At 30.3% G+C, this 20,447-nt stretch carries 21 protein-coding genes and 1 pseudogene; 10 read left to right on the top strand and 12 right to left on the bottom strand.

The window, feature by feature from the left end; translation table 11 throughout:
- The first annotated feature begins 55 nt into the window (after nt 1-55).
- Genes BT151_RS14535 through BT151_RS14510 form a run of 6 tightly spaced genes read left to right on the top strand, consistent with a single transcriptional unit; the run spans nt 56 to nt 5,585 of the window.
- Nucleotides 56-1,225 (top strand): acetyltransferase domain-containing protein, encoded by a 1,170-nt coding sequence (locus BT151_RS14535; protein ID WP_072403055.1) that lies wholly within the window; start codon nt 56-58, stop codon nt 1,223-1,225.
- A gap of 25 nt (nt 1,226-1,250) precedes the next feature.
- Nucleotides 1,251-2,552 (top strand): APC family permease, encoded by a 1,302-nt coding sequence (locus BT151_RS14530; protein WP_072403054.1) that lies wholly within the window; start codon nt 1,251-1,253, stop codon nt 2,550-2,552.
- Complete coding sequence (locus BT151_RS14525; protein WP_072403053.1) at nt 2,549-3,313, top strand: hypothetical protein; 765 nt, start codon at nt 2,549-2,551, stop codon at nt 3,311-3,313. The genes BT151_RS14530 and BT151_RS14525 overlap by 4 nt, the downstream gene beginning before the upstream one ends.
- A gap of 2 nt (nt 3,314-3,315) precedes the next feature.
- Entirely contained in the window at nt 3,316-4,053 is a 738-nt protein-coding gene (locus tag BT151_RS14520) for a hypothetical protein (RefSeq protein ID WP_072403052.1), read from the top strand.
- Entirely contained in the window at nt 4,050-4,814 is a 765-nt protein-coding gene (locus BT151_RS14515) for a DUF6090 family protein (protein WP_072403051.1), read from the top strand. Before BT151_RS14520 ends, BT151_RS14515 begins: the two co-directional genes overlap by 4 nt.
- Nucleotides 4,815-4,832: 18 nt before the next feature.
- Complete coding sequence (locus BT151_RS14510) at nt 4,833-5,585, top strand: DUF6090 family protein (protein WP_072403050.1); 753 nt, start codon at nt 4,833-4,835, stop codon at nt 5,583-5,585.
- 37 nt (nt 5,586-5,622) lie between these two features.
- Here BT151_RS14510 and BT151_RS14505 read toward each other — a convergent pair whose 3' ends face one another.
- From BT151_RS14505 to BT151_RS14490, 4 genes are all read right to left on the bottom strand, one after another.
- Nucleotides 5,623-6,207, bottom strand: a complete 585-nt coding sequence (locus BT151_RS14505; RefSeq protein ID WP_072403049.1) for a hypothetical protein — start codon at nt 6,205-6,207, stop codon at nt 5,623-5,625.
- 65 nt (nt 6,208-6,272) lie between these two features.
- Complete coding sequence (locus BT151_RS14500; protein WP_072403048.1) at nt 6,273-7,676, bottom strand: M20/M25/M40 family metallo-hydrolase; 1,404 nt, start codon at nt 7,674-7,676, stop codon at nt 6,273-6,275.
- Nucleotides 7,677-7,776: 100 nt separating this feature from the next.
- Nucleotides 7,777-8,199 carry a TonB-dependent receptor plug domain-containing protein gene (locus tag BT151_RS14495; RefSeq protein WP_072403047.1) on the bottom strand — a complete coding sequence of 141 codons (423 nt, stop codon included), beginning with the start codon at nt 8,197-8,199 and terminating at the stop codon, nt 7,777-7,779.
- A gap of 54 nt (nt 8,200-8,253) precedes the next feature.
- Complete coding sequence (locus BT151_RS14490) at nt 8,254-9,105, bottom strand: PPK2 family polyphosphate kinase (RefSeq protein ID WP_072403046.1); 852 nt, start codon at nt 9,103-9,105, stop codon at nt 8,254-8,256.
- Nucleotides 9,106-9,255: 150 nt separating this feature from the next.
- On the opposite strand from BT151_RS14490, the pseudogene BT151_RS14485 reads away from it, so the two are divergent.
- Both BT151_RS14485 and BT151_RS14480 read left to right on the top strand, forming a co-directional pair.
- Nucleotides 9,256-9,624: pseudogene (locus tag BT151_RS14485) on the top strand (flavodoxin family protein); the annotation flags it as partial.
- A 123-nt stretch (nt 9,625-9,747) separates the two neighbouring features.
- On the top strand, nt 9,748-10,488 hold the full coding sequence (locus BT151_RS14480) for a hypothetical protein (RefSeq protein ID WP_072403044.1): 741 nt from the start codon (nt 9,748-9,750) through the stop codon (nt 10,486-10,488).
- A gap of 17 nt (nt 10,489-10,505) precedes the next feature.
- Here the strand turns inward: BT151_RS14480 and BT151_RS14475 are convergent, their stop codons facing one another.
- The 8 genes from BT151_RS14475 to BT151_RS14440 all read right to left on the bottom strand — a co-directional run bounded on the left by BT151_RS14475 (nt 10,506) and on the right by BT151_RS14440 (nt 18,304).
- On the bottom strand, nt 10,506-11,051 hold the full coding sequence (locus tag BT151_RS14475; RefSeq protein WP_072403043.1) for a hypothetical protein: 546 nt from the start codon (nt 11,049-11,051) through the stop codon (nt 10,506-10,508).
- Nucleotides 11,052-11,059: 8 nt separating this feature from the next.
- Nucleotides 11,060-12,223 (bottom strand): sigma-54-dependent transcriptional regulator, encoded by a 1,164-nt coding sequence (locus BT151_RS14470; protein WP_072403187.1) that lies wholly within the window; start codon nt 12,221-12,223, stop codon nt 11,060-11,062.
- 2 nt (nt 12,224-12,225) lie between these two features.
- Complete coding sequence (locus BT151_RS14465) at nt 12,226-13,110, bottom strand: DUF6268 family outer membrane beta-barrel protein (RefSeq protein WP_245794860.1); 885 nt, start codon at nt 13,108-13,110, stop codon at nt 12,226-12,228.
- Nucleotides 13,111-13,126: 16 nt separating this feature from the next.
- The gene (locus tag BT151_RS14460) at nt 13,127-14,056 is read right to left on the bottom strand and encodes a mechanosensitive ion channel family protein (RefSeq protein ID WP_072403042.1); all 930 of its coding nucleotides are present in this window, start codon (nt 14,054-14,056) and stop codon (nt 13,127-13,129) included.
- Nucleotide 14,057: 1 nt separating this feature from the next.
- Nucleotides 14,058-15,365: an ABC transporter permease gene (locus BT151_RS14455; RefSeq protein WP_072403041.1), complete on the bottom strand. Its 1,308-nt coding sequence runs from the start codon at nt 15,363-15,365 to the stop codon at nt 14,058-14,060.
- 3 nt (nt 15,366-15,368) lie between these two features.
- The gene (locus BT151_RS14450; RefSeq protein ID WP_072403040.1) at nt 15,369-16,295 is read right to left on the bottom strand and encodes an ABC transporter ATP-binding protein; all 927 of its coding nucleotides are present in this window, start codon (nt 16,293-16,295) and stop codon (nt 15,369-15,371) included.
- Between the two features lie 329 nt (nt 16,296-16,624).
- Nucleotides 16,625-17,746 (bottom strand): molecular chaperone DnaJ, encoded by a 1,122-nt coding sequence (gene dnaJ / locus BT151_RS14445; protein ID WP_072403039.1) that lies wholly within the window; start codon nt 17,744-17,746, stop codon nt 16,625-16,627.
- A gap of 9 nt (nt 17,747-17,755) precedes the next feature.
- Nucleotides 17,756-18,304, bottom strand: coding sequence for a nucleotide exchange factor GrpE (locus BT151_RS14440; protein ID WP_072403038.1), 549 nt, complete (start codon nt 18,302-18,304; stop codon nt 17,756-17,758).
- Between the two features lie 171 nt (nt 18,305-18,475).
- On the opposite strand from BT151_RS14440, the gene BT151_RS14435 reads away from it, so the two are divergent.
- Both BT151_RS14435 and BT151_RS14430 read left to right on the top strand, forming a co-directional pair.
- Complete coding sequence (locus BT151_RS14435; protein ID WP_072403037.1) at nt 18,476-19,129, top strand: YceI family protein; 654 nt, start codon at nt 18,476-18,478, stop codon at nt 19,127-19,129.
- 105 nt (nt 19,130-19,234) lie between these two features.
- Nucleotides 19,235-20,365, top strand: a complete 1,131-nt coding sequence (locus BT151_RS14430; protein ID WP_072403036.1) for a Gfo/Idh/MocA family protein — start codon at nt 19,235-19,237, stop codon at nt 20,363-20,365.
- Nucleotides 20,366-20,447: the final 82 nt, after the last annotated feature.

Here is a 20,447-nt window from a genome sequence, read left to right as displayed (position 1 = left end):
TTTATTGAGAATCTCCTCAAGTCTTTTTCAATAAAAACATAAAGCTAAAAGACTTATGACTTTAAAAACCAACCGAATTGAATCTATTGATATTTTAAAAGGTTTAGTTATGGTACTTATGGCACTCGACCATACAAGAGATTATTTTCACAATGATTCTTTCCTGTTTAGCCCTGAAGACCCTACACAGAGCAATTTACCCTTTTTTTTAACCCGATGGATTACTCATTTTTGCGCACCAGCATTTAGTTTTTCAGCAGGATTATCAGCTTTCATGGTAAGTAAAAGAAAAACTAAAAAAGAATTATCTAGCTTTTTAATTAAGCGTGGTATTTGGTTAGTATTTATAGAATTAATCATAGTCAATTTTGCATGGTATTTTGATGTTACTTTTTCTAGCCCTGGTTTGTTTGTAATATGGGTTTTAGGAATAAGCATGATTGCTTTAGCCGGAATTATTTGGTTGCCTAAACATTATATTATAATTTTTAGTTGCCTCTTAATTTTTGGACATAATCTTTTAGATTCTATACATTATGAGGGCAATGTGCTATGGGCTATGCTTCATGAATATGCTTTTTTTGATTTAGGAAACGGGTATGATTTTGAAACAGGTTATCCTATTATTCCCTGGGTTGCGGTTATGTCGTTAGGCTATTATTTTGGGGCATTTTACAATGCTTCTTTTAATGCGAATAAAAGAAAAAAAATGTTCAACATTTTAGGCATATCCTCTTTAATTTTATTTATAGTATTAAGATTCACAAATGTTTACGGTAATCTTACACCGTGGAAAAATTATGATACGATATCCAAAAATTTGATTTCATTTTTAAATCCCGCAAAATATCCACCTTCGTTAACGTATTTATTAATGACTTTAGGAGTAACATTTATTTTTCTTGCAAATAGCGAGAAACTAAAAGGTAGATTAGCAGAAATTTTTAAAACTTTTGGAAGAGTACCTTTCTTCTATTACATCATACATATTTATTTAATTCATGTCTTAGCTTTACTTTATGCAGAACTTTCTGGGTTTGGCTGGGGAAAAATGATTTTAAAAGATTGGGTTACAGAAGCTCCTTCACTAAAAGGCTTTGGTATAAACCTTGGTTTTGTTTATTTGGTTTGGATTATCATTGTCTTACTTCTATACCCACTCTGTAAAAAATTTGATTTATATAAACAAAACAACAAAGACATATGGTGGTTAAGTTATTTGTAACACATATTTAAATAAAAACAGAAATATGATTCAAAAGGAAGAAGGATTAAAAAGACGAGTTGGTGTATTTGGCTTATCAGCCAACATTATAAACATTATTATTGGTTCTGGTATTTTTGTACTACCAGCAATTGTAGCTGGTTATATGGGTGCATCAAGTATTATTGCCTACCTTTTTTGCGGGTTTTTAATGGCAATGATTATGCTTTGCTTTGCAGAAGCAGGAAGTAAAGTCACGAATACAGGTGGGCCTTACACTTATATTGAAACAGCTTTTGGAGATTATGCTGGGTTTATTGGAGGTTTTTTTGCCGTTGGCAGTAATTTGTTTGCAGATGCCGCTGTATCAAATGCTTTGGTAAATATTATTGCTTCTGCTTATCCAATTTTTGAAAATGGATGGCTACGATTTTTATTCCTCTTCATTCTTTTTTATGGAATGGTTTATATAAATGTTATTGGGTTAAAACAAGGTATCGGCTTAGTAAAATTCAATACCATTATTAAACTAATACCCTTGCTTTTACTTATTCTTATTGGATTTAAAAATGTTTCTTTAAGTAATTTATATTTTGAAAATATGCCAAATATAAAAACACTGGGGGAAACATCTCTTATTCTATTTTTTGCTTTTCAAGGGTGCGAAACGGGTATTATAGTTGGAGGTGAAGTTGTTAATCCAAAACGCACAATTCCTAAAGCGATTTTAATAAGTATAGCAACTGTAGTAGTTATTTATGTTTTAATTCAAACGGTAGCACAAGGTGTTTTAGGCAATGAATTACCAAATTTTAAAGCTGCTCCACTTGCTGAAACAGCCAAAGTTGTTTTTGGTTCTTTTGGATACGTCCTTTTAATTGTTGGTGCTGTTATTTCTATGTTTGGTTATATGAGTGGCACAATACTTAACAGTCCAAGAATAGTTTATGCGCTTTCCAGAGATAATGTTATTCCAATAAAGGCACTCTCGAAAATTCATAAGTCCTTTGCTACACCTTATGTTGCCATAATTGTATATGCAACCATTGGCTTTATTCTGGCCATTTCTGGTAGTTTTGAAAAATTAGCTATTATCGCGAGTAGTTCTATGCTAATGCTTTATTTAGGTGTGGCATTGTCTGTAATTAAGTTACGTAATTCTCAAGAAAAGTACACAGAAGGATTTAGAATTCCAGGAGGTTGGACAGTACCTATTCTAGCCATCATAATTATTCTATATTTTCTCTCCAACTTGGCAAAAAATGAAATGATTGTTACTGCTATTATTATTGCCGTTTTGAGTCTTGTTTTTTTACTTATTAAAGTTTTTAAAAAGAAAAAATTATGATAAAACTCTTTAAAAACACCCGTAAAAAACTTCTTAATGAAGGCAAAACCTCCAAATATCTTAAATATGCTATTGGAGAAATCATCCTTGTTATAATTGGAATTTTAGTTGCACTTCAAGTAAATAATTGGAACACAGGTAGAATTCAGAATAATGATTCTAAAGAACTTTCCAAACGTTTATTATTAGAAACAAATCAAAATATTATCATTCTTGATTCTCAAATTAAAAGGTTAAATAAGTCCCTAAATGCATCATTGGAATTATTAAAAATGACTGGCACTAATTATAAAGAAAAGGAAATTAAAAAAACCGACTCTTTAATTTATGAAATTATTTCTACCCCAAGATTTGAGCTAAATGCATCAGTTCTAAATGAAGCCATAACCACCGGCAAAGTATCAAATATGAAATCTGATTCACTTAAAAATGTTATATATGAGTTTCCTTCCATAATAACTACTATTAGAGTAAATATAGGCTATATTGATACTCATGATGATAATTTTTTATTCCCAAGGATATACGATTTAATCTCACTACGCCAAGTAGATGCAAAGTTTTCACCTAATAAAAAAGAGTTAGGTGAGAGCAATTTTCCCATTACAGATAATCGTATCCTTTTAAACGACATAAAATTTGAAAGCATAATTGATAATAAATATTTTTTAACGAATTCTCTATTACTCATTTACCATGATACTCATAAAAAACTAAGCATCCTTTCCAGATTGCTTTCAAAAGAAATTGAAGATAATTAATAATGATTAAGCTCTTTAGAAACGTTCGTAAAAACCTTCTCAATGAAGGCAAAACATCAAAATACATAAAATATGCGGTTGGAGAAATAGTTCTTGTGGTTATAGGTATTTTGATTGCTTTACAAATAAATAATTGGAATCAAAATAGAGTTTCTAAAATTGAAGAGCTAAGCATTTTAAAAAATATTCACAGTGAATTTATTCAAAATAAAAAAGTGCTACAATCAACTATTCATAAAAATAGTATTTGTCTAAATACATCTATAACACTAATAAATCTGGTTGGTCAAGACAATGAAACAATAAATAAACAAAATGTAGATAGTTTATTTTATTATGCTCTGGAGGCTGGTACATTTAGACCTTCAGAAAACACTATTTTTGATCTTCTCCAATCAGGTCGCCTACAATTATTGCAAAATGAAAATTTAAAAGACTTGCTCTATGAATGGACAAGAAGCATGAAATCAGTAGATGTTAGTTTTAAAAGAGTTGAACTTAAAATTGATAATGAACTTATTCCATATTTATCTAAAAAATACTCCTTAAAAGATATTGATGTTTATGGAAATTTAAAATGGAAAAACAAAACGCTTCTTAAAGTAGATAAACTTCAAATTTTTGAAGACATTGAGTTTGAAAATATTATGGACGATTACTTATATAGAATCATCAGCAATAAAGAAAAGCTAAATGAATTGACAATACTTATAGATGACATTCTAAAAGAAACAAAATGATAAAACTCTTTAGAAACATTCGTGAAAACCTTTTAAACGAAGGCAAAACCAGTAAATATTTTAAATATGCCATTGGCGAAATTTTATTAGTGGTTATTGGTATTCTCATTGCATTACAGATTAATAATTGGAATGAAGCGAGAAAAGATGAAAACAGAATGCACACCAATATTAATTCTATATCTGAAGATATTAAATCTGATGCCTTTCAAATTGAAAAAGCAGTTGCTATTTTAAAAAAGCAAATGGATGCTGGAAGAAATATAATTCCTGTTATGGAATCTAAAAATAAAGTGCTAGCCGATTCATTAAAATTTATCTTGGATTTTAATTCTTTTACTACAACTCCAATTATTTCTGAAACTAACAATACTTGGGACTTTTTAAATTCTTCTGGCAATTTATCCGAATTTCCAGATTCGAGGCTTTTAAAAATGCTTCAAGATTATTATCGTGACCTTAAAGCTATAACCGTCGATTTTACAAATTCTGCAAATCCTGTTAGACTTGAACTTCGAAAGTTAAAATACGAGCTCTTCACCAATACGGAACATAGAAAATTTTTCCCTACAAGTACTCCAAAAGCACCTAATAAAGAGGTTTACAATGCAATTTTTGAGGACAAACGCATATTACCTTTATGTAGATTTATTGCAAGTACATCAACGTACTTTGAAGCAAAAGCTAAGTCTCTGGAAAATAAAAATAAAAATATTCTAGATTACTTAGACAAAAATTATGGTTATAGTGAGCATCAATGATAAAACTAGTTATAAATAATGATTAAAATCTTCAGAAACATCCGCAAAAACCTTATAAACGAAGGCAAAACTAGTAAATATTTTAAATATGCTATTGGTGAAATTATCCTTGTGGTTATAGGTATTTTGATTGCTTTACAAATAAATACATGGAAGAACGAAAAAGAAGAAAGCTTACTTGAAATCAAAATCATAAAAGAACTTAAAAGCAATCTAAAACTTGATTTAGTTGAAATCCAAGAAGACATTGGTATTATGGAAGATATTAATGTAGCGAGTGCTTACATAAAAAATTATTTACAAACACATGAACTACCCTCAGACAGCCTAAATGAAAAATCTATACTATTGCGAGTAACACCTCATTTTGATCCTAACAAAAGTGGTTATGGTCTTTTAGTTTCAAAAGGTATAGGAATTATTTCTAATGATAGTTTAAGAAACGATATTTCATTACTATACGAAAGGCTTTATAGCTATTACAAACGTTATGAAGAAGAGCGTCTCAGGTTTCATGCTATGCATAGCGAACCTAAATTATTAGAATATTTTGTAATGAAATTTAATTCTAATGTTACCAAGTACTATGGTAATTTTGAGATTTCGAAGGAAGATTATAATAAATTAAAAAAAGACGAAAATTTTTTTAAACTAATGTCTGCTATAACCTATGAAAACTCTGGAGTTCTTAATAGAGCACAACGAGTTGAAAGCAAAATAATTTCACTTATTAGTGCATTAGATGAGGAATTATCTATAAAGGAAAAGTAAAAGAGAATGATTCAAATTTTAAAAAACTATCTAAACATTACTCTTTCACTTTCCCCGTAAACACACTTGCTTTTGAGTTATAAGAATTTCCAGAACTGCGCCTAAACGATACGACTTGCCCACAATGCCACAAAGCATCAGCTATTGGTCCATTTAGTCCATTCCAAAAAGGAAACTCGTAGGTTCCATTATCGTTTTTAAATACTAGTTTATATTGAGAAATGTCATCGCTTTTTCTTAATATATCGGCAGCAGTTTTCAAATTGATTAGTGTTTGTTTTCGCATGTCTTTAAACGACAAATCAGATTCTTTGGCACTTCCAATATTTTCTTTTAGTAAAGTAGAATTCACAATCACTTTGGATAAATCGTAAACATGCTTTGTCGTTTCTTGAGTCGTTCTACCCATATCGCTTGGTCTAAAAGCTAAATCCTCTTCTCTTAAACCTTCTGTTGCCCAATAAAATCTAAAACCTAAACCATCTATAACTCTTGCTGCAACTGTTCCTGCCGTATATGTTTCTGAGTCTTCAGGTATTTCATAATAAGGCAATTCTTCTTCGTTTTGTGCCATAGTAACTGTTACTACCATTAAGGTAAATAATAAACTGAGGTTTTTCATTCTATTTGTATTCAATGACATGTAATAGTTGTAAACTTTAAATGGCTAACAATAATTAGTCTGAATTAGTTTTTAATTTTTTCTGGATTTGAAATTGGATTAATGCCATATTTATCAAATAAGTATACCAAAGATGTCATCGTTGCAGCTCCCAATTCTAATTCTCTTTTATTAATGGCATCAAAAGTATCATTACTTGCATGATGATGATCAAAATAACGCTGAGAATCTGGTACCAAACCTGCTAAAACATTAGATTCAGTTTTTAAAGGTCCAACATCTGCTCCACTATGCCCTTTTTCAAAATAATGAATTAAATAAGGTTTAAACAAAGGTTGCCAGCTTAAAACTTGATTAAAACTAGCATCGTTACAGTCAAAACTAAAACCGCGAGGTGTAAATCCTCCCGAATCACTTTCTAAAGCAAACACATGGTTTTCTCCTTTTTGTTTTGAAATTTCAGCATATTTATTTCCACCACGCAAGCCATTTTCTTCATTCATAAACAAAACCACTCTTATACTTCGCTTTGGTTTAATTCCAGACTCTTTAAGTAATCGTAACACGTCCATGGATTGTACAACACCAGCACCATCATCATGCGAACCATCTCCTAAATCCCAAGAATCTAAATGTCCTCCAACTACCATGTACTCATTAGGGAATTCACTACCCGTAATTTCTCCAATAACATTATAAGATTGAACATCTTTAAGTTGTTTGCAGCTTTGTTTAAAATATAGCTTTGTAGTATTGTCTAACTTTAACATAGCGCTTAATAACTCAGCATCGTTAGTACTAATTGCTGCGGAAGGAATACGTTTTTCAACAGGTAAATCACCATAACTCATACTTCCTGTATGAGGTAAATCGTCTAATCTTAAATTCATAGAACGTACAATTACGCCAATTGCGCCATATTTAGAAGCTTCTAATGCGCCTTGATAACGCTGGTTCACACAACCTCCATAAGCTTCAAAAGTGTGAATTAAATCGGCTTGCATCGGTCTATTATAGAAAACTATTTTGCCTTCTACATTTTCTTTTCCAAGTTTTTCTAATTCTTCAAAATTCTTAACCTCAACAACACTTGCTTTTAAACCTAATGCTGGTGTTGAGACTGAACCTCCTAGAGCACATATATTTACATTTGTTGTTTTTCCTGGCTCAGTTTCTATAAAAGCAAATTCTTTACTTCCTCTTATCCACCTAGGCACCATAACTGGTTGTAACCAAACTTTATCTAAACCTAATTTATCAAGTTCATCCTTAGTATAAACTACTGCCTTTTCAGCTCCTAAAGACCCTGATAATCGACTTCCTATTTGGTTTGATAAATGGTTTAACCAATCGTAACTTTTACCATTTGTCAATGACTGTGCATATATTTTCTTAACAACTTCTTCATCTGTTTGAGAAAATATACTTGATGATAAAAGAATGAATAATAAGAGAAAAGAATACTTCATAGATTATTTTTTTGAGTTAAATATACTATTTAGCAAATGTAAATAATCAAAAAAAAATCATAAATTATACATATTACCTATTATTTATATTGAAGAAATACTATTTTTTTGTCTTAATTTCAATAACACCATTAGATCCACTTGAACCATAAACACCTAAAGAAGCTGGGTCCTTTAATACATTTATGGACTTTATATTGTTAACTGAAATATCATTGTATAGTGCATTATAAGTTCCAGTATAACGTTGTCCATCAACAACAAACAATGGTTCTGTTGTTAGTGCAAAAGAATTTGCACCTCTAATAGTAATTTTTGCGTTTGAGCCACTTCCTTGAACTCTTAAACCAGATATACCTCTTAAATGCGTAGTTAAATCGTTACCGCTTTTTATATCGTTTACGACTACAACATTTTCTGTGGTTTGTTCTCTGGCTTCTTGTTCTGCACTCCAAATTGTTTGCTTTTTTGTTTTACAAGAAGTAAATATTAGCACAAGCATTAAAAACAGTAAATTTCTCATAATCAATATTTAATCTACTAAAGTTATTAAAAAAGTCTAACAAAAATGAAACACCTATTCGTTATTTAGTTGTTCTTTATACAACTCAATATTTGCTTTTATATCATCATCTAATTCTGGTTCTTGAATATCTGTATATTGACTTAATGCATCATACATGATTTTAGCAACTAAATAACGTGCTGTGGGTTTATCATCAGCTGGAATGTTATACCAAGGCGCATGTGGTTTTGATGTTCTGTTTATAGCATCTTCATAACAGTCTTGGTATTTATCCCAAAGTTTACGTTCTTTTAAATCGCCAGGTGAGAATTTCCAGTTTTTTTCTTGTTTTCTTAAACGACGTAGTAATCTATTTTTTTGTTCTTCTTTAGAAAGATTTAAAAAGAATTTAAAAATAATGGTGCCACTTTCTGCTATATGTTTTTCAAAATTATTGATTTGTTCAAAACGTTCATCCCAAAAGTCATCGTCTATATCTTCAACCGAATTAACTGTTGGAATGTTTTCTCCTAAAATGTAACCAGGATGTACTCTTGTTACTAGTACATTTTCGTAATGTGTTCTATTAAAAACTCCAAACTTACCACGTTCTGGAAGTACTATATAATGTCGCCACAAATAATCATGACTTAATTCCAACTCGGTAGGCACTTTAAAACTATGCACCTCAACACCACGTACATTAAAATCTTTAAATACTTCACGCACCAAACTGTCTTTACCAGAAGTATCCATACCTTGTAAACATACTAACACAGCATATTTATTGTGGGCATACATGGTGTTTTGTAGTTTACCTAGTTTTTTTCTAACGTCTTTAAGTTCTTTTTCTGCATCATCAATTACAACTTTAGTTTCAGCGTTTTTTAAAGATATACTTGTGGTTACCTTGTAGTCATTCATTTTAAAATTTTTATTTGATTAAATATATAAAATGCAATCGATTTTTTCATGCATATTATTAATTGTTTCTATTTAAAAAGATCCGCATGAATTAATAAAAGTTGGTATTTTTACTACACTTTTTAAAATTATGAATATAAAAATCAAGATGATGACTTTATTGGTTTAATTACACATATTATTGATAATTATGATACTATTATTTTTGCAACTCCCGTTTATTGGTATAGTATGAGCGGTATTTTAAAAGTATTTTTTGACAGAATTTCAGATTTAATAAGAATACATAAAGATATAGGTAGAAAACTACGTGGAAAAAACATGGCGATGTTAAGTTGTAGTAATTATGATGATTTAAAAGAAGGATTTACAATGCCTTTTGTAGAATCTGCCAATTATTTAGGAATGAACTATTTAGGAGATATTCATACATATATTGAAAATGAGATTATTAATGATGAGGTAAAACTTAGACTTGATACTTTTCTTAAAAACTTAAAAAATCATTTATCTGGTTAGTTCTCTTCATGTTTTCACTTCTAGAATTTTTATAGTAAATCCATAATTTCGACGAAACACATAGTTATATATAATGTTTTTAATACATTCGCCCTACCTATTTATGTAACTAACCTTATTTCCATGAAAAACTTTTTTCTATTTTTCGCTCTTTTAGCTTCTTTAATTATTAATGCACAGTCAAATTGCGACGATGCCAATTCTTATATTGTAAATGCATATTCACATGTAAAAGATGCTTATGAAGCTAATAATATTAGCCATTTAAAATACTTTGCCAACAGATCTTTAGAATCATATAAGCTTTCTAAAAAATCATTAAAAGATTGTGGTTGTAAAACAGCATTAGAACTTGCCGACAAAAGTATTGAACTACTAGCCAAAGTTGAGGGTGTAGAAACTTATGAAGATGGTCGTTTTTATGTAAAACGCGCCAGAGATGTGAGCAAAGAATGTATAATAGAAATTGATAAATGTGCTGTTGAAACCGATAATATTGATGTTACTGAAAACACAACACTTAACGATTTACAAAACGAGCAATTAAAATTAAAGCAACAACAAGATGCTTTGAAGCAAAAAGAAGAAGAGATTAAAATGCAAATGGCTCAGCAAAAAGAAAAAGAATTAACGTTGAAAAAGGAGCAATTAATTTTTTCTTATAAAAGTGCAATCGTATTAAATATAAAAACATACAATGAGTCTTTAAAAATATGTGATTGTAATCATGAAATCATAAAAGACAATGAGAATACTGAAAATCTATCAATAGAAAGTGTAGAGTACATAAAAAACCACTACAACAACAGTCTTAAAACGTTAGCATCTGGTTATCTAGCTGAATTGAATTCATGCAATAAATAAATCACAAAATTATATGTTTAATTTTTTTTTATTTCCTCATCCTCTTCTTTATAAATAAGAGGATGATCTTTAATTCCTAGGCCAACAATTTTAATAATACTCGACACAGCGTTAAATAACATAAGTACAACGCTTATTAAAGCTCCACTTAACAATGCAGATAATGCTAAACTTATATAATAAATAGAGCTATACCAAGTACTTGGTACGTTTTCGGCCTCAGTAATAGGAATATTAAGAAGTTGAAAAACAATCATTGCTACTACAAATACGACAGTGTCAATTTTAGCAATTAATAAAACATGCCTGTAATGTTCTGCTGTTAATTTAGACTTTGTACTTGAACTTACACTTAATAATGTGAGTAATAAAGCAAGAATAGTAGCAGATGCCAATACTATGGTATTACAAAGTGTATTAATACCTGGAAGTGAGGATTTAATTAAAATCTTAGCCTCGTAACCACTTATATTACCCATTAAATACGCACCAACACCTGTAATAACCGCAGCAATAATACCTCCGTATAAAGCTCTTTTATTGTATTTGGTTAACTTAATCATGTCTTTTTTTATTTGCTTGCAAATGCTTTCACATCTTTTTCGCTTACTTCACTACCTCCTAAAATAATTAGGCGTTCAATTACATTACGAAGCTCTCTAATATTTCCAGTCCAGTCATACTCTTGAAGTAATTTAATGGCTTTATCAGAAAAATTCTTTTTTGCTGTTCCTTGCTCTTCTGAGATTTTCTCTGAAAAATGAGTTATTAATAAAGGAATATCATCTCGTCTTTCATTTAATGCAGGTACTTTAACTAAAATAACCGCCAGTCTGTGGTATAAATCTTCACGAAATCTCCCCTCTTCTATTTCCTTTTTTAAATTTTTATTTGTTGCTGCAATAACACGTACATCAACTTTAATGTCCCTATCACTACCAACTCGTTGTATTCTACTTTCTTGTAATGCACGAAGTACTTTGGCTTGCGCTGATAAACTCATATCACCAATTTCATCAAGAAAAATAGTACCTCCATTAGCGGCTTCAAATTTACCAGCTCTATCTTTTGCAGCACTCGTAAAAGCACCTTTTACATGACCAAACAATTCACTTTCAATCAATTCTGAAGGTATTGCAGCACAATTCACCTCTATCATGTTTCCTTTTGCACGCTCACTTTTTTCATGTAACCAATGTGCAACAAGTTCTTTTCCTGTTCCATTTGGTCCTGTAATTAATACACGTGCATCTGTTGGTGCAACTTTATCAATAATATCTTTAATTTGAGAAATAGCATCGCTATCACCTATCATTTCATATTTCTTACTAACTTTCTTCTTAAGGATTTTATTTTCCACAACTAATTCCTTTCTATCTAATGCATTACGAACAGTGTTTAAAAGTCTGTTTAAATCTGGTGGTTTTGATATATAATCAAAAGCTCCTAAACGCATCGTGTTTACTGCGGTATCCAAATCGCCATGACCAGAAATCATAACAATAGGTATTTCAGGTTTTATTTTTTTCACAGCTTCTAATACTTCAACACCATCCATTTTAGGCATTTTTATATCGCAAAGTATTAAATCGAAATCTTCATTTTTAATTTTTTCAATTCCTAGTAAACCATCTTCAGCTTCCTCAACATGGTATGCTTCATTTTCTTCCGATAGAATTTTAACTAACACACGTCTAATAGCTGCTTCGTCTTCTATTACTAATATTTTTGACATAATCATATTTTAAATTTAATACCTGTTCTTAAATAAAACGCATTTATATCGTCTAATTTAAAAATTTCATCTCTATTTTTATTCCGTAATACATTATTTAATCTGAATGTATACCCTGTATACAAATACCCTACCAAATGATTTGTAAATAAATACTCGTAACCTAAACCACTAACAACTAATGATAAAGAAATGTGATCTATACTTTCTCCATTAATTACCAAAGGATCTTGTAAATGTGCTAAATATCCATCTAAACCTACAAAAGCCTGTATATTATTTGTGTTATTAATTGAATATTTTAAGTTGGATTTTGGAACACCAGCATTAAAACTCCATTTATCATTAATCTCTCTATAATAACTAACAAAAGGTAACGGAAAAGGCAAACCTGTTGTTGCATTATAAGTTAACCCTAAAATTAAACGATATGGTCGTTTAAGACTTTCATCTTTGGTTCTATCATTAATTGTAAAGATTCCTCCATTCACAAAATAATCGTCGGATGTTAATTGCCTGGTAAGAGTTGATGCAATTCTGGGGTTAAGTTTAATTGCAAATCGCCAATTTTCATTCCACTTAAATGTATAACCAAGGTTTAAATCTATTACATGAATTTTATTTAAACCAGATGTATTAAACGGATAATCATCTTCTAAATTAAGTAAAATACGATTATACTCTCCTCCTACTACAAAATAAGCATCATTTTTGAATTTAATTGGATAATTTAAAAGTGCTCTTAACCTTGTATATTGATCATCTGAATTACTTTTTGGAATAAAAGAATACTCTAACCTTGCTAAATCTGTAAGTTGTGCAAAAGCAAAATGCGTTATAAAAAATAAACTAAACATTAAAATTAATCCACTTTTTCTATATGTCATAATTTTCTGTTGTTGTTTATTTGGTATCAATATTAGAATCTGTATTGTTTTTAAATTGAATATTTTGATTAGGTTTTTGAATAATATGAATATCTCTTTGAGGGAAAGGGATAGAAACATTATTTTCTCTAAATAGTTTATCTATTTCAAATCGAATATCACTTTTTGGAAATGCCGCTTTAAAACTATCATTTATAGTAAAAACAAGTTTGAAATTTAATGAGCTATCTCCAAACTCTGTAAAAATCACTGATGGTTCTGGCTCACTAATAACCTCTGGATGGGTACTAGCAGCTTGAATTAACAGCTTTTTTACTAATTGAACATCGCTACCATACGCAACACCAACCTCTACAGATTCTCTGGTTGTTGTACCATTCTGTGTCCAGTTATACAAACTATTTTCTAAATATAAATGATTAGGTATTACTAATACTTTGTTGTCGATAGTTACTGCTCTTGTAGTTCTAAGTTTAATTTCTTCTACTCTACCTACTTTTCCATCAATTTCTATAATATCACCAACATGTACACTTTGGTCTATAAGAATAAAAACTCCTGAAATAATATCCTGAAAAAGCGTTTGTAATGCAAGACCAATACCAATTAATAATGCTGCCGATGCCGCAAAAACAGCTGTAACGTTTACACCTACAGAGTGAAGTGTAATAAGTAATATAATCACGTAAATAAGCCATCTAAAATAACCAAAAACAACATTAAATTTACTTTTATCTTCTTTTGGTAAATTTCGAGTTAAAACTCTCAAAACAAGTCTTAATATTATTGTTGTAATAAATATTACAGTAACTATAACCAAAAGGTCTAGTATTGAAATATGTATTTTATCAGTAAAATCTATATGAAGATTAATAATTTTTTTAAAGCTTTCCCACAAAGAACTCTCGGTTATAACTTCCTCTATTTTTTCTAAATCTTGCCTCATTTTAATACTTAATCCATTTTATTAACTCTTTGTAGCTTGGTTTTTTACCGTACATTAAAATACCAACTCTGTATATTTTTGCTGCAAACCAAACCGTAAACATAAAGGTACCTATTAATAATAATAACGAAACCAATTGCTGCCATATTGGTACCCCAAAAGGAATACGCATTAACATAACCACTGGAGATGTTAATGGAATAAATGAAAACACAGTTGAAACTGTACCGTGTGGATCTTCAATAACCGTAAATATACCAATATAAACAGCCAAAATTAATGGCATCATTATAGGTAATAAAAATTGTTGGGTATCTGTTTCGTTATCTACAGCAGCACCTATTGCCGCATAAAGTGAACTGTATAATAAATAACCACTAATAAAAAATAATATAAAGGCTATTATTAAATTGGTAATAGGTAAATTATAAAAAGCCGTCATTATATTTTGAATTTGCGAATTCGCCTCTGGAGATTCCATAGCTTGTTGCAATACTTGTTGCTGCGGACTCTGCATCATATCTATTCCTAGTACTAATGACACAACCGCCATTAAAACACCTCCTAAAATTATCCAAATTACAAACTGTGTAATACCTGCTAAAGATGTTCCAATAATTTTACCCAACATAAGTTGTACAGGTTTTACAGATGATATAATAACCTCAATAATTCTGCTAGTTTTTTCTTCAATGACACTACGCATAATCATGTTACCATAAATGATGATAAACATAAATAGTAAATAACCTGCAGCGCCTCCAAAAATTAACTTAACAACACTATCTATTTTTGATGTTTTCTCACCTTCAAAGCTTTCTTGTGCAATATTAATACTAATTCTAGAGGCGTTAATCATATCTACATCAACTCCCTTTTGTTGTAATTTAATATTAGTAAGTTTCTTTTCTAGTTGACCTTCTAAATTAGATATAATACCAATTGATGGTGACTCTTCAGAATAAAACCTGATACTCTTTGAAATGGCATCAACATCATCTAATTTATTAACGTGTAACAACCCATACGAAGATGTTTCTTTAGTTATCGTTTTTGCTTCTTCTAAAGACATATTTTGTAACACATTATACTTTGTGTTTTCAGAACTTTTAAAAGAGTTTTCTACTAATCCAGATTCATCTAAAATAGTAATTGTACGAACGGTGTCATTATTTAATTGTGACAAATATGCAACAACAGATATAAGCGCAATCATAATAATTGGGCTTAAAATAGTCATGACTATAAATGATTTATTTTTAACCTTGGTTAAATACTCGCGCTTTATAATAAGTGGTAAATGGTTCATTTTTTAGTTATTCTTTACAGTTTGAATAAATATATCGTTAACACTTGGTATCAATTCTACAAAATGAGACACCTCTCCTTTTGAAGTTAAATAGCTTAGTAAATCATTTGGTTTATCGGTATCCAAGAGTTTTATATTCAACTTTAGTTCATCTTCTAAAGTTTTAAAGTTGGCCGTAGAAATATCAAATTTTTGAGATAATTCATTTTGTAAACTAACTTTATCATTTGCTCGAATACCTACTTCGTAAGTATTTATTTTATATTGGCGCTTCACATCTATTAGCTTACCATCTAAAATTTTATTCGATTTATGTATTAAAGCAATGTCATCACAAAGTTCCTCTACAGATTCCATTCTATGTGTTGAGAAAATAACGGTTGCTCCATTTTCACGTAATCGTAAAATTTCATCTTTAATTAAATTAGCATTTATAGGATCGAAACCCGAAAAAGGTTCATCGAAAATTAATAATTTTGGTTGATGCAATACCGTAACAACAAATTGTATTTTTTGAGCCATACCTTTTGAAAGCTCTTGTATTTTCTTGTTCCACCAATCTCCAATTTCTAAACGCTCAAACCAGTATTTTAAACGTGTTTTAGCTTCTGCCTTACTTAACCCTTTTAATTGTGCAAGATATAAAGCTTGATCGCCAACTTTCATGGATTTATATAAACCACGTTCTTCTGGCAAATAACCAATATCTCTTATATGATTCTCGTTAAGTAGTTCACCATCTAAATGAACAGTACCAGAATCTGGCATAGTTATTTGATTTACAACACGTATTAGTGTGGTTTTTCCAGCTCCGTTTGGTCCTAGTAATCCAAATATACTACCTTTTGGAACTGAGATTGATACATTATTAAGGGCTTTAAAGTTTCCGAAATTTTTAGAAACATTATTAACTTCAAGAAAGTTACTCATTAGTGTTTTTTAATTAACTTGTAGTTGGTAAATATATTAAATGTTACCCGAGAAGTTTAACGCTTTAACCACAAATAATAATACAATTGAAAAATTAAATTTTATTAATTTAATACAGATATGGCATAAAAAAACAAAACCCACCCTTAATAAATTAAGGATGGGAAAAAAATTGCTATGAAAAAGAAAAATTATCACTAAAATAAATTAGTGATATTCAAATATAGTTTTTTTTTCAATACTAATGGTAAAACAAATAGATATCTTTAGCATATAAATTAAAAAATCCGCTATTTTATAGCAGATTTTTTAATTATAACCTATTGCTTTTAAGAAAACATATCTTTTACTTTTTCGAAGAAAGATTTATCTGAACTTTCTGGTTTTGGCTCAAAATGTTCATCATTTTGCATACTTTCAAAAAATTCTTTTTGTTGCTTATTTAACGTTTTTGGCGTCCATACGTTAACATGTACTAATAGATCACCTTTGCCATAACCATTAATACTTGGAATACCTTTTCCGCGTAAGCGTAAAATTTTACCAGATTGTACACCTGCTTCAACTTTAATACGCACTTTGCCAGTTACTGTATCAATTTCTTTTGATGTTCCTAAAACAGCATCAGGATAACTTATATACAAATCGTAATGTAAATTATCACCTTCTCGTTGCAATTTCTCATGTTGCTCTTCTTCAATAACAACAATTAAATCTCCCGAAATACCATTTCCTGGAGCTTCATTTCCTTTACTTGATACTTTAAGTTGCATACCATCTACAACACCTGCTGGTATTTTAATAGATACGGTTTCTTCTGCAACTTTTAAACCTTGTGCATCGGCATCTGCAGGTTTTTTATCTATAGTTTGTCCTGCTCCTCCACACACATTACATGGTGCAGATGTTTGCATTCTACCTAAAATAGTATTCGCAATACGAGTTACTTGACCGCTACCATTACATGTAGAACATGTTTTGTAAGTGGTACCTGGTGCTTGAACTTTACGTTTTACTTTTATTTTCTTTTCAACGCCATTAGCAATTTCTTCTAAAGTAAGTTTTACACGAATACGTAAGTTACTCCCTTTTACACGACGCTGACCGCCACCTCCAAAACCTGAGAAGCCACCGCCAAAACCGCCGCCTCCAAAGATATCACCAAACTGGCTGAATATATCATCCATATTCATACCACCTCCGCCGAAGCCACCGCCTCCTCCATTTTCAAAGGCTTGATGACCAAATTGATCATAACGGGCTTTTTTATCAGCATCACTTAAAATTTCATAAGCTTCTGCAGCTTCTTTAAATTTTGCTTCTGCTGTTTTATCGTCTGGATTTTTATCAGGATGAAATTCTATTGCTTTTTTACGGTAAGCCTTTTTAATTTCGGCTGCCGTTGCACCTTTGCTAACTCCTAATATTTCGTAATAATCTCTTTTTGCCATACTTCTGTTTTATTGTCCGATAACAACTTTAGGAAAACGAATAACTTTTTCGCCTAACGTGTATCCTTTTTCAATTACATCAATAATCTTTCCTTTTAAATCTTCTGTAGGCGCTGGTATTTGAGTAATTGCTTCATGATTATCAGCATTAAAAACATCACCTTTTTCAATCTTGATTGGTTTTAAGCCTTTTTGCTCTAAAGTATTTACTAATTTTTGATAAATTAATAAAACACCTTTTCTTAACTCTTCTGCCTCCTTATCGTCTTCAATATGACTTAATGCACGCTCAAAATCATCAAGAACTGGCAATAAGGTTTTCATAACATCCTCACTAGCTGTCGAAAACAACTCAATACGCTCTCTTGAAGTACGCTTTTTATAATTTTCAAACTCTGCAAATAACCTTAAAAACTTATCCTTTTCTTGCTTAAGTTCACCTTGTAACTTTTCCTCAACAGTTATCTCCTCAACCATTTGTTCCTCAGCCTCTATGGTTTGAGTTTCAGAAATTTCAATTTCTTCTTTTTCTATGTCTTTTTTATCCTTTTTGCTCATCGCTGAATTTTAATTTTTGCAATACTAAAATTAGTTGGCAAAAGTACTGCCATTATTACTAAAATGCCATAATGTCATTAAATTATTTTTAATATAATTTTGTTTAGCTTTTTTTTCATTTTACAAAACAAAATATGTAATTTTACAACTCAAACTAAAACATATTTAATAATGAAAAAGAATCTTTTAAGTATTTTATTTATTTCAGCAATAACAGTATCTATAGTGTCATGTAAAGACAAAGCTAAAGAAGCTGATACAACTGAAGCTGAAGAAGTTGTTGCCGTTACACCTGAAGCAAAATTTAATGTAGATTTAGCTGCATCATCTATTGATTGGAAAGGATTTAAGCCTGCAGGATCTCATAATGGAACTATTAAAATTGAAAGCGGAGTTTTAAACACTATAGATGGTAAAATTTCTGGTGGTACTTTTTTAATTGACATGGCTTCGATTGAAGTAAAAGATATTCCTGCTGAAGATGAAGGTAATGGAAAACTAGTTGGACACTTAACAAGTCCTGACTTTTTTGATATTGAAAAGCATCCTAATGCTGCTTTTGAAGTTACTGGATTAGAAGAAGTAGAAGGTAAAATGATGCTTTCTGGAAACTTAGCATTAAAAGATGCAAAAAATAACATCACTTTTCCTGTAACTGTAACTCAAGCAAACGATTCTATTACACTTGTTAGCGAAACTTTTACTATTGACAGAACAAAATGGAATGTACAATACGGTTCTAAATCTATTTTTGATAATTTAGGTGACAAGTTTATTAATGATGATATTGAATTAAAAATAATGCTTAAGGCTGCTAAGTCTTAAACTTATAAAACTTATTTTTTTTTAAAACCACTTCAATAGAAGTGGTTTTTTGTTTTTTGGTACAAAAGAAGTAATTTAGAAAAACTATTCTATAACTTCCTGATTATGAAAAGACGCCCGTTTATAAAAAAATTAATCCAAAGTACTGGAGGCATCTATTTAGCTTCACAATCGTCATTACTTTATGGCAGTAATTTTGGAACAAAAACCAAGGGGCTAGGTATAGCACTTGTAGGATTAGGAGGTTATGCAGGTGGCCAATTAGCTCCTGCATTACTTGAAACCGAGCATTGTTATTTAGCAAGTATTGTAACTGGCACCAAAGAAAAAGAATCTGTTTGGGCTAAGAAATACAACATTAAAAAAGAAAACATCTACAATTATGATAATTTTGATGCTATAGCCAACAATAATGATATTGATATTGTTTACGTTGTTTTACCAAATAGTATGCATGCAGAATTTACAATTAGAGCAGCTAAAGCTGGTAAACATGTAATATGCGAAAAACCTATGGCAACTTCGGTTGAAGATTGTAAAAAAATGATTGCGGCTTGTAAAGATGCTGGCAAAATGCTTTCCATTGGATATCGTTTACATTTTGATCCTTTCCATGATGAGATTATGCGTATAGGACAGAATAAAGTTTATGGAGAGATGAATGTCGCTTCAGAGTTTTCATTTATGCTAAAAGACCCAAAAAGATGGCGTACACAAAAAGACTTAGCTGGTGGTGGTCCATTAATGGATTTAGGTATTTATGCACTACAAGGCTCAATTTATTCTTTTGGTGAGTTACCAACATCTTTATGGGCAAAAAACACAACAATAGACACCTCATTTTTTAAAGATATTGAAGGAAGTCTAGAATGGGAATTAACGTTTCCATCCGGAAAATCGTATTGTAAAACAAGTTACGAAAAACCTATTTACGCAGAGCTAAAGCATAACACAGAAAAAGGAGAAGTAAAATTAGAAAATGCCTTTTATTATGGCGGGTTAAAAGGCTCAACTCCAGATGGAAAAATGGAAATTAAACCAGTAAACCAACAAGCTCAACAAATGGATGCATTTGCTCTTAATATTATTGAAAATACACCATCTATAGTTCCCGGTGAAATGGGATTACGCGATAATTATCTTATTGAAAAAATATATGAATCTGCTGATGATAATAGTAAGATTATACAATTAAATGACATTCCTAATATTTTAGATATTAGAAGAATAAAATGATTTTCACACAACAATATCGAACTTTACTTTATAAAAAATTCAGCTACCTTCGTTTAACGTTAGATATAAAACATTAAAATGA

The sequence above is a fragment of the Flaviramulus basaltis genome (genome assembly GCF_900114265.1).
GTDB lineage: Bacteria > Bacteroidota > Bacteroidia > Flavobacteriales > Flavobacteriaceae > Flaviramulus > Flaviramulus basaltis.
This window is presented reverse-complemented; position numbering and strand designations above follow the sequence as displayed.

Excerpts from the sequence above, each read along its gene's own strand:
- BT151_RS14450 (WP_072403040.1), bottom strand. The coding sequence starts at position 16,295 with ATGAGTAACTTTCTTGAAGTTAATAATGTTTCTAAAAATTTCGGAAAC.
- BT151_RS14515 (WP_072403051.1), top strand. The coding sequence starts at position 4,050 with ATGATAAAACTCTTTAGAAACATTCGTGAAAACCTTTTAAACGAAGGC.
- BT151_RS14465 (WP_245794860.1), bottom strand. The coding sequence starts at position 13,110 with ATGACATATAGAAAAAGTGGATTAATTTTAATGTTTAGTTTATTTTTT.
- BT151_RS14520 (WP_072403052.1), top strand. The coding sequence starts at position 3,316 with ATGATTAAGCTCTTTAGAAACGTTCGTAAAAACCTTCTCAATGAAGGC.
- dnaJ (WP_072403039.1), bottom strand. The coding sequence starts at position 17,746 with ATGGCAAAAAGAGATTATTACGAAATATTAGGAGTTAGCAAAGGTGCA.
- BT151_RS14525 (WP_072403053.1), top strand. The coding sequence starts at position 2,549 with ATGATAAAACTCTTTAAAAACACCCGTAAAAAACTTCTTAATGAAGGC.
- BT151_RS14475 (WP_072403043.1), bottom strand. The coding sequence starts at position 11,051 with ATGATTAAGTTAACCAAATACAATAAAAGAGCTTTATACGGAGGTATT.
- BT151_RS14455 (WP_072403041.1), bottom strand. The coding sequence starts at position 15,365 with ATGAACCATTTACCACTTATTATAAAGCGCGAGTATTTAACCAAGGTT.
- BT151_RS14535 (WP_072403055.1), top strand. The coding sequence starts at position 56 with ATGACTTTAAAAACCAACCGAATTGAATCTATTGATATTTTAAAAGGT.
- BT151_RS14505 (WP_072403049.1), bottom strand. The coding sequence starts at position 6,207 with ATGAAAAACCTCAGTTTATTATTTACCTTAATGGTAGTAACAGTTACT.
- BT151_RS14500 (WP_072403048.1), bottom strand. The coding sequence starts at position 7,676 with ATGAAGTATTCTTTTCTCTTATTATTCATTCTTTTATCATCAAGTATA.
- BT151_RS14460 (WP_072403042.1), bottom strand. The coding sequence starts at position 14,056 with ATGAGGCAAGATTTAGAAAAAATAGAGGAAGTTATAACCGAGAGTTCT.
- BT151_RS14495 (WP_072403047.1), bottom strand. The coding sequence starts at position 8,199 with ATGAGAAATTTACTGTTTTTAATGCTTGTGCTAATATTTACTTCTTGT.
- BT151_RS14435 (WP_072403037.1), top strand. The coding sequence starts at position 18,476 with ATGAAAAAGAATCTTTTAAGTATTTTATTTATTTCAGCAATAACAGTA.
- BT151_RS14490 (WP_072403046.1), bottom strand. The coding sequence starts at position 9,105 with ATGAATGACTACAAGGTAACCACAAGTATATCTTTAAAAAACGCTGAA.
- BT151_RS14440 (WP_072403038.1), bottom strand. The coding sequence starts at position 18,304 with ATGAGCAAAAAGGATAAAAAAGACATAGAAAAAGAAGAAATTGAAATT.
- BT151_RS14480 (WP_072403044.1), top strand. The coding sequence starts at position 9,748 with ATGAAAAACTTTTTTCTATTTTTCGCTCTTTTAGCTTCTTTAATTATT.
- BT151_RS14530 (WP_072403054.1), top strand. The coding sequence starts at position 1,251 with ATGATTCAAAAGGAAGAAGGATTAAAAAGACGAGTTGGTGTATTTGGC.
- BT151_RS14470 (WP_072403187.1), bottom strand. The coding sequence starts at position 12,223 with ATGTCAAAAATATTAGTAATAGAAGACGAAGCAGCTATTAGACGTGTG.
- BT151_RS14510 (WP_072403050.1), top strand. The coding sequence starts at position 4,833 with ATGATTAAAATCTTCAGAAACATCCGCAAAAACCTTATAAACGAAGGC.
- BT151_RS14430 (WP_072403036.1), top strand. The coding sequence starts at position 19,235 with ATGAAAAGACGCCCGTTTATAAAAAAATTAATCCAAAGTACTGGAGGC.